Origin of the sequence: Sphingomonas sp. (assembly GCF_048595155.1) — a bacterium.
Taxonomy (GTDB): domain Bacteria; phylum Pseudomonadota; class Alphaproteobacteria; order Sphingomonadales; family Sphingomonadaceae; genus Sphingomonas_I.
The window spans coordinates 1-1,852 of the sequence record NZ_JBMDXN010000125.1; the positions used below are offsets into that span (position 1 = coordinate 1).

Here is a 1,852-nt window from a genome sequence, read left to right on the forward strand (position 1 = left end):
CCCGCCGGGCCCCCGCCCCCCGGCGACACGGTGCTTCAGTCGCTGGCCGGAGGCAATATCGACTCCGCGGCGCTCGACCGCTTCCTCGCCCTGACGGACGAGGAAGCGCTGGCCGCATGGGTGGGCGAGGCGCCGTGGCCCGAGGCGCGCGCGCGGATCGATTATGCGATCGCCGTGATCGACGGCCTGATATCCGACCAGGTCAACGCCATCATCGACCATCCCCGCTTCGCCGCGCTGGAGGCGGCGTGGCGCGGCGTGCGCTGGCTGACGGCCGGTCTGGGGATCGACGACATGTCGCGCATCCGTCTGCTGGATGCACGGTGGCACGAGATCGGACGCGACTTCGAGCGCGCGCCCGAATTCGACAAGAGCGCGCTCTTCGACCTCGTCTACTCGCAAGAGTTCGACATGCCGGGTGGCGTGCCCTTCTCCATGCTGATCGGGCTGTACGACGTGCAGCATCGCCCGACGCGGGGCCGCAAGACCGACGATATCGAGATATTGCGCCAGCTCGCCGCGGTCGGTGCGGCGGCCTTCGCGCCGATCATCCTGGACGCGGCGCCTGGCCTGTTCGGCGTGGACAATTTCGGCGACATGGACTTGCGCCAGACGCTGTCGGCCGATTTTCGCAACCCCGCTTATATGCGGCTGCGTTCCTTTCAGGAGCGGCCGGACGCACGCTTCATCGGCGTCGTCGCACCCAGGATCCGCCTGCGCGGGCCGTGGCGCGGGCGCCAGGTCGGCGATTGCGGCTTCCGCTACGAGCCGGATGAGCGGCAATCGTTGTGGGGTGCCGGCGGGCTGGCGATCGGCCATGTCGTGTTGCGTGCGTTCAACGATTATCGCTGGCCCGCCGCGGTGCGCGGCCTGGTACGGGACGAGCTCACCGCAGGGCTGGTCGCGACACTGCCAATGGTCGATTTCGAGACGGACGCCCCGGGCAAGATCGTCAAATTCCCGGTCGAGGTCCAATTGTCGGAAGGGCTGGACCGGGAGCTGGCCGAGGCCGGCTTCATCAGCGTCCGGCGGGTGAAGGACACGCCCTATCTGGCGATCCACAATATGCCGTCGCTGCACAAGCCGGCGACCACCTATGATACCGAGATCGCGCGGACCAACCAGCAGCTCGGCACGATGCTGAACTACATCCTGTGCGTGTCGCGCTTCGCCCATTACATCAAGATCATCGGCCGGGAATGGATCGGCGCACTGAAGTCGGCCGATGAAGTCGAACAGCGGCTGCAGCGGTGGCTCAACCAATATATCAGCGGCGGCGCCGACGTGTCGTTCGAACAGAAGGCCCGCTATCCGCTGCAGGAGGCGCGCATTTCCGTGCGCGAACTGCCGGGAACGCCGGGAAGCTACGAATGCGGCGTGGCGCTGAAGCCGCATTTCCAGCTGGATCAGGCGATCAGCGAATTTCACCTCGTCACCATCATGAAGGAGCCCGGAGCGGCATGAGCGAAACGGCAGCCACGAGCGACACGTCCGCCCTCTTGCGCGCAGGGGACCTTGACGGATTGCGGACCCTGCTGGCGGGGAAGGTCCGCAGCGACCCTGCGCAGGTGGGGCATCGGCTGGCGCTCGCCGACATCCTGATCCTGCAGGGGGAGCTGGAGCGGGCGGACAATCAGCTGGAGATTGCGTCGCAACAGGACACGCAGCTGGCGCTGCCGGTGGCGTTGACGCGGCAGTTGATCCGGGCCGCGACGGCGCGGGCGGAAACCTTCACCCAGCGGCGTCCGCCCGAATTGGTGGCGGAGCCCGATGCGGCGATCACGCGCGCGCTGGCGCAGCTGGCGGGCGCTGAGGCGCCGAGCGAGGGCGAGGATGCCGAGCTGCGTGGCAC

General features: G+C 67.7%; 2 protein-coding genes. Both read left to right on the forward strand.

Annotation, left to right across the window (positions count from 1 at the left end; translation table 11 throughout):
• Positions 1 to 1,464 (forward strand): type VI secretion system contractile sheath large subunit (gene tssC / locus ACOJSI_RS19605; protein ID WP_420140004.1); only part of this gene is annotated, 1,464 nt, incomplete at its 5' end.
• On the forward strand, positions 1,461 to 1,852 hold a 392-nt coding region (locus ACOJSI_RS19610), incomplete at its 3' end, for a hypothetical protein (protein ID WP_420140005.1). The genes tssC and ACOJSI_RS19610, both read left to right, overlap by 4 nt.